Genomic DNA, 346 nt, shown 5'->3' with positions numbered 1-346 from the left:
CGATCAGTCCCCCCATGACGCCTGCAACCAGAGTGCCCTTCGCACCATTCCTGCTCACGTAGACGCCGCTATAGGTTTGTCCGGGTTGTGGCTTAGTTTTCTTAATGTTGTCAGGAGAGGGGAACGAAAAAGCAAAGTTCGGAATTTTGGGATCGAATGGCGGAATCGTTGGGATCTGTATAGAGGGCCACATATCGCTTGGGAATCCCGGAAAGTTATCGTCCTGCCAAACAAAGCCAGCGCTCGCGATGGTGATTAATGACAACATAAAAAGAAACTTCGTGAACGCCATTATCAGGCGGTTAAAAGGCTTCAACAATAAAAAAATCGAGCTGTGTAGCACTGT

At 48.3% G+C, this 346-nt stretch carries 1 protein-coding gene; it reads right to left on the bottom strand.

All coding sequences use genetic code 11. The annotated features are described in order from the left end of the window. Nucleotides 1–292, bottom strand: a 292-nt coding sequence (locus F0L74_RS34865; protein WP_213087198.1) for a hypothetical protein, incomplete at its 3' end; no start/stop codon positions are given. Nucleotides 293–346: the final 54 nt, after the last annotated feature.

The sequence above is a fragment of the Chitinophaga agrisoli genome (assembly GCF_008386695.1).
GTDB classification, from domain to species: Bacteria; Bacteroidota; Bacteroidia; order Chitinophagales; family Chitinophagaceae; genus Chitinophaga; species Chitinophaga agrisoli.
This window is presented reverse-complemented; position numbering and strand designations above follow the sequence as displayed.